At 65.8% G+C, this 6113-nt stretch carries 7 protein-coding genes; 3 read left to right on the top strand and 4 right to left on the bottom strand.

What is annotated here, in order from left to right:
- Nucleotides 1–19 precede the first annotated feature (19 nt).
- Entirely contained in the window at nt 20–847 is an 828-nt protein-coding gene (locus tag CFB49_RS29870) for a hypothetical protein (RefSeq protein ID WP_089437596.1), read from the bottom strand.
- A gap of 120 nt (nt 848–967) precedes the next feature.
- Complete coding sequence (locus tag CFB49_RS29865; protein WP_089493126.1) at nt 968–1555, bottom strand: tetratricopeptide repeat protein; 588 nt, start codon at nt 1553–1555, stop codon at nt 968–970.
- A gap of 360 nt (nt 1556–1915) precedes the next feature.
- Between CFB49_RS29865 and CFB49_RS29860 the strand changes: the two genes are divergently transcribed.
- From CFB49_RS29860 to atsR, 3 genes are all read left to right on the top strand, one after another.
- Entirely contained in the window at nt 1916–2782 is an 867-nt protein-coding gene (locus CFB49_RS29860) for a response regulator (protein ID WP_089493125.1), read from the top strand.
- A gap of 68 nt (nt 2783–2850) precedes the next feature.
- Nucleotides 2851–3354: a molybdopterin-dependent oxidoreductase gene (locus CFB49_RS29855; RefSeq protein WP_069620317.1), complete on the top strand. Its 504-nt coding sequence runs from the start codon at nt 2851–2853 to the stop codon at nt 3352–3354.
- A 1-nt stretch (nt 3355) separates the two neighbouring features.
- Nucleotides 3356–5176, top strand: coding sequence for a hybrid sensor histidine kinase/response regulator AtsR (atsR, locus tag CFB49_RS29850; RefSeq protein WP_089493124.1), 1821 nt, complete (start codon nt 3356–3358; stop codon nt 5174–5176).
- A gap of 58 nt (nt 5177–5234) precedes the next feature.
- Here the strand turns inward: atsR and CFB49_RS29845 are convergent, their stop codons facing one another.
- Nucleotides 5235–5654 carry a secondary thiamine-phosphate synthase enzyme YjbQ gene (locus CFB49_RS29845; protein WP_089493123.1) on the bottom strand — a complete coding sequence of 140 codons (420 nt, stop codon included), beginning with the start codon at nt 5652–5654 and terminating at the stop codon, nt 5235–5237.
- 10 nt (nt 5655–5664) lie between these two features.
- On the bottom strand, nt 5665–5991 hold the full coding sequence (locus tag CFB49_RS29840; protein WP_069620320.1) for a thioredoxin family protein: 327 nt from the start codon (nt 5989–5991) through the stop codon (nt 5665–5667).
- Between the last annotated feature and the right edge of the window lie 122 nt (nt 5992–6113).

Below are 6113 nucleotides of genomic sequence, written 5' to 3'. Positions count from 1 at the left end.
CCCCGCCGGCCCGGCGACGTCAGTTGACCTGCAGCTGGCCACCGCGGCCCAGCCCGCCCTTGACGTCCTGCGCCTTGTAGCTGCGCAGCGCCACGACCATCTTGTTCCACGCGTCGATGAACGCGACGACCGTCGCCTTGCCTTCCGGCGTCGTCGAGAAGCCGGCGAGCCCGCCGCCCACCCCGCCGCCGAGGCCGCCCAGCGCCGCGCCGTAGTTCGTCGCCGTCGAGCTGCCTTCCGACGCCGCGATCTGCACCGCCGAGCGCACGTCGAACAGCGTCAGCGTCACCACCGACGCCTTCGTCTGCAGGTGGCCCGCCACCGCCGCCACCGCGCTGTTGCCGATCAGCCCGCCGATCATGCTGCCGATCCCGCCGATCGGCGAATCGTTGATCACGATCTGCGGTTCCATGTAGTAGTCGGCCGCGACGCGCTGGCCCTTCTGCTGCTTCGAGCCCGCGCGGTATTCGCCCGAGTTGCGCTGCAGCTGCGTGATGCGCGACAGGCGCGCGTCGCTCTTCTGGTTGCCGATCGACGTGATCACGAAGCAGTTCGACTGCTGCACGGCCAGCCGCAGCAGCGGGTCGATGCTCGTCACCTTGGTCGCGCTGCCGAACGGGCCCCACCAGTCGGCGTTGCGGCCGTCGTCGACCGCGATCGTGCCCAGCGGCGACGCGCAGCGCTGCAGTTGCGAATCGGCGCCGGCGCTCGCGCCGCCTGCCGCCGCGCCCGTCACGCCGGCGTTCTGCCCGCCGGGCGTCACCACGCCGCCGCAACCCGCGACGCACGCGCCAAGCGCTGCAACCAGCGCGCCTTGAGTGAGACGTTGGGAAAGGTTGGTCTTCATGTCGTTGTCGGTCGATTAGAGTCGTTGTTCGGCTTATGTGTTCGTGCGAACGTCGATAAGCCCCCCGGCGTGGCGCGCGATGGTGGTCTCCCCGCTGCTGCCCCGTTGCTCGATACCCGGTCAGTAGTACCAGTACGTCTGTTGCCAGACGCCGTAGTACGGATAGCCCGAGTACCAGTAGCCGTAATACGTGTCACGCCATTGCGTGCGCCACTTCCAGTCTTCTTCGTCTTCTTTCTTGGCCTTGCGCGCGAGTTCGAGCAGCTTTTTCGATTCCTTGTCGCCGCGGCCCGCCGCGATCGACAGCCACTTCTCCGCTTCGCGCGCATCCGAGCCCATTTCCTCGAGGCCGAACAGGTAGAAACCGCCGAGCGCCTTTTGCGCGTTCAGGTCGCCGCGTTCGGCGGCCTCGCGCATCCACTTGAGCGCCTGGTAGCTGTCCTGGCGCACGCCGTCGCCGCGGAAATAGCGCAGGCCAAGATCGTAGGCGGCCTTCGGCTGGGTCTTCGCGGTTTGCTTGAGCGCGGCGATGCGTGGATCGTCGCGGTCTTGCGTATCGTCCCTTTTTTGATAGGAGACCTGATCTTTAGGGCGATCGGAACAACCTGTGTCGTCGCAAATCCGTACCGTGCCGGCGGTGATCGACGGATCCTGCGCGCACGCGGCCAGCAGCAACAGCAGCCCCGGTGCGAGTAAACGGCGATACATGGGTACTTTCCTCAAGTTTTATTGGCGCCGCAATGCTTCGAGCTATCCCACCCCGCGAGCTCGTACCCGGTTTGCGTGCGGCGCAGCGGATACAATTCCATCCGCCAACGCCGACACGCATCCAAGGCTCTCTCAGGCTCTCTTCGAATCGTTCCGTCACTGTTTCATTGCCGCCGCTTTTCGCTGCCCGACCGTGGCCGGCATCGATCTCCAAACATGACGCAACAAACAATAGTGACGTGGTGAGCAATAATAATGGAGAAAAAAGACATGTCAAGGTCCATCGCGCGTTTAAAGTTTGCGTGACGCGTCAGCTTTGATATGCTCTTCCTCGCCCAAACCCTTGGAGACCCCATCGAGATGTCCACCACCGAGCAGGCCAACGTCGATCTCATCACCGCCAACAAGGTGCGCGATCTCCTGAACCGGAACGGCATTCCGCCGCGCAGTCACAACACGACGATCGCGAACGTGCTCGGCCTGAGCTTCTCGGTCGTCACGCGCAAGATGAAGGGCCTGATCCCGTGGAACCTGTCGCAGTTGCAGGACATCGCGACGCACTTCGGCGTGCCGCCCGCGATCCTGCTCGACGACAAGGGCACGCAGCCGGCCGCGGCCGAGATGATCGACGCGACGTTCGTGATCGAATCGAAGCGCTTGCGCTGCCGCGCGGCGATCTCGACGAAGGCCACCAGCCAGATCGAAACGGATTTCGTCGCGCTGCAGTGGCAGGGTGAATGGATCGTCACCGAACGCCAGCACGCGCGCGAGGGCCGCACGTATCCGGTCGACGTGATCGAGCTGCGCTCGGCGCAACCGAACGTGTATGCGGCGCGGATCGCCGTGGTCGACGATTCGCACGACGTCGCCGAGACGGTCTGTGAATATTTCATCGAGAAAGGCGTGAACGCGATTCCGTACTTCGACGGCGCGAGCTTCCGCAAGGCGCTGGAAGTCGAGGATTTCGACGGCTACATCCTCGACTGGATGCTCGGCGATCAGACCGCCGCCGAACTCGTGCGCGGCATCCGCGCGAGCGAGAACAGCGGCGCGCCGATCTTCCTGCTGACCGGCAAGATCTCGACCGGCGAAGCAAGCGAGGACGAGATCGCGCACATCGTGTCGCACTACAACGCGCGCTGCGAAGAAAAACCGGTGCGCCTGCCGATCCTGTTCGCGGAAGTCGCCCGCGAACTGAAGCTCGCGCTGCCGACGGCGGCGAACTGAGAACCGGGCACCGAGCACGAGACCGGAACGACAACCCGCTGCACGAACCACCAGACCGAGGAAAAGACATGCGCGTTTCAACCATCTGGACCAAAAGCCTGCTGACGGCCTGCCTGCTCGGGATGGCCGCCGCGACATGGGCCGCGTCGTCGTTCACGTTCACCGTCGACGGCAAGATCAGCAAGAGCAACCAGCAAGGGAAGATGACCTACGTCTTTTCCGAGCAGGCGCTGATGGCGCTGCCGCAGCATACGATCGTCACGTCGACGAGCTGGACGCCGAAGGCGACCTTCACCGGCCCACGCCTGTCCGACGTGCTGAAGACGGTCGGCGCGCACGGCACGCAGATCGAATTCCGCTGCATCGACGAATACACGTTCACGATTCCCGTGTCCGATGCCGCCAAGTACGGCGTGATCCTCGCGCGGACGATGAACGGCAAGGTGCTCGGCAACGACAACTACGGCCCGCTGTGGATCATGTATCCGCGCGACCAGTATCCCGACGAGCTGAAGACACCGCTCGGCGAAGCGAAGTTCGCGTGGCAGATCATCGGTCTGACCGTGAAGTGACATGACGCGGCGGCGATGGAAAAATAGAAAGATCATCCTGATCCTCGGCTCGCTGTGGATCATGGGATTCACCGCGTGGGCGTTCCTGCTGTGGGATCTCCTCGCCACCTCGGTCAACGAGGGCGTACTCGAGGGGCCGCGCGAAGGCGTGTTCTGGACCGCCGCGCAATACCGCAACGTCTACACGCGCTTCGACCGGCAGCTGATTCTCTACGCGACGCGCGAGGACGACGATTTCGATCACGTGCAGATGCAGCTCGACAGCCTGTCGGTGTCGTTCGGGTTCCTGCAGCGGCCGTCGGAGGTGTCCCAATACTGGCTGCGCATCCCGCGCGCGCGCAACGAGATCGACGCGCTCGGCGAATTCATGACGCGCCTGAAGCGCGAGGTGCCGCTGCTGCGCGACTCGCCGAAGCAGGCGCGGCAGGTGATCGACGAAGTCAATGCGTACTGGCCGAAGGTCAACGGCCTCGCGAACTACTTCCGCGCGATCGAAATGGCGCAGCGCGATTTCACGTTCCATCAGCTGAAGGAAAAGCAGCGCGCGATCCTGATCCTCGGCATCGTGCTCGGCGTGATGCTGTGCGCGCTGTTCCTGCTGCTGTTCTATACGATGCGCACGCGCGACGACCTGCTCGAGCGGCAAAACGCGGCGCTCGACGCGGAACGCAAGGCGTCCGATCGCGCGTTCGAGATGATCGAGGCGAAGAACGCGTTCCTCGGGATGGTCAGCCACGAACTGCGTACGCCGCTGCAGGCGATCTGCGGATCGATCGAGATCCTGCTCGCACGCCCGCAGTCCGACGCGAACCTGAAGACGATCCGGCGACTGCAGAATTCCGCGCTGTCGCTGGAAGCGCTCGTCAAGGACCTCACCGACTACATCAAGCTGCGCTCGACGAAGCGCGTCGCCGAACTCGATACCGTCGGCATCGCGCCGCTGCTTGCCGAGGCGCTCGAACCGCTGCGCGAGCGGATCGCGACGAAACGGATCACGGTCACGCAGCGCGTCGAGCCACCGGGCCTCGCGATCCGGTCCGATCGCAAGCTGCTGCGGCAGGTGCTGTCGAACCTGATCGAGAACTCGGTCAAGTACACGGCCGGCGGCTCGATCACGGTGGCGATCACGCTCGCCGACGCGCCGGCCGGCCAGCAGGTGAAGATCGCCGTGCGCGATACCGGCGCCGGCATCGCGAAGCAGCATCTGTCGAAGATCTTCGAGCCGTTCTATCGCGCGAACGACGCGGTCGGGCTGCACGTGGACGGGATCGGCATGGGGCTCGCGGTCGTGCGCGAAATCGTGACGACGCTGCGCGGCCATGTGGACGTGCGCAGCGCGGTCGGCGAAGGCAGCGAGTTCGTCGTGACGCTGCCGGTCGAAGTGCCCGGCGTCGATACGGCCGGCAGCGCGGCCGGCGACGTGCCCGCGCTGCCGCCCGTGCTGCCGCACCGCGACCGGCGCGCGCTGGTGGTCGACGACAACGACAACGCGCGCGAGACGCTCGGCGCGATGCTGTCTGCGCTCGGCGTCGAGGCCGATCTGTGCGGCACCGGGCAGGAAGGCGTCGCGCGCTTCGGTACGGGCCGCTACGATCTCGTCGTGCTCGATCTCGAACTGCCGGACCTGAGCGGATTCGACGTGGCGCGGCGCATTCGCGCGATGGCGGAGCCCGGCGACGACGGCCGGCATCCGGCGATTCTCGGCGTCAGTGCGTATGAATCGGCTGCGTTGCGCGAGAACAAGCGGACGTTCGACGCGTTCCTGCCGAAGCCGGTTCACCTGCGCGAACTCGGCGCGCTCGTCGAGAAGCTGCTCGCTTGAGCCGCGCGCGGGCGCGGCGTCGCGCGTATCCGTCCGCTTGCCTGCTCGCCCGCTTTGGCTACTCGCCGATCAGATGCAGCACGATGTCGCGCCGGTGCGCCGCGCGACGATGCTCGAACAGATAGATCCCCTGCCACGTGCCGAGCACCATGCGCCCGTGCTCGACCGGAATCGACAGCTGCACCTGCGTGAGCGCCGTGCGCAGATGCGCGGGCATGTCGTCGGCACCTTCGGTGTCGTGCTCGTAGCATGCGTCGTCCTCGGGCGCGAGCGTCGCGAAATAGCGTTCGATATCGCGCTGCACCGACGGATCCGCGTTCTCCTGGATCAGCAGCGACGCCGACGTATGGCGGCAGAACACGGTGAGCAGGCCGGTGCGGATCGCCTGCTGGTCGACGAACGCGCGCACCTGCTGCGTGACTTCGACGAGGCCGCCGCCGCGTGTATCGACGCCGACGTGCGTGATGGCCTGTTGCATCGTCGTGACCTCAGGCCAGCGCGGAGAAGCCGTCGGCTTCGATCTGTTTCGCGTCGGCGGGGCGAACCACGCGCGCGACTTCGACCCCATCGCGCAGGAATACCAGCGTCGGCCACAGCTTCACCCCGAACGAGCGACCGAGCGGACGGCCGGGGCCGTCCTCGATCTTCAGGTGCCGCACGGCAGGATGCGCGGAGAACGACGCCGTGATCGCGGGCTGCGCGCCTGCGCAGATCCCGCACCAGTTCGCGCCGAATTCGATGACGGTTGCGCCGCCCAGTGCGTCGACTTCCGCGCGGGTCGGCGCGTTGGCGGTGTAGCGTTGCTCGGTGTCCATCAGACCCTCGTGTGCGTTGGCGGAACGTGACTGCGCGCGCCGGCGCGATGCGGGCGGGTGCAGCCTTCGATTGCTTACTGTAGCGGAAAAGGCCGCGCGGTGCCGGCTCGGTCCGGCACGGT

The organism is Burkholderia sp. AU17457 (assembly GCF_002223255.1).
GTDB lineage: Bacteria > Pseudomonadota > Gammaproteobacteria > Burkholderiales > Burkholderiaceae > Burkholderia > Burkholderia sola.
The sequence above is the reverse complement of the archived record's forward strand: the minus strand, read 5'-3'. Positions and strand labels throughout refer to the sequence as shown.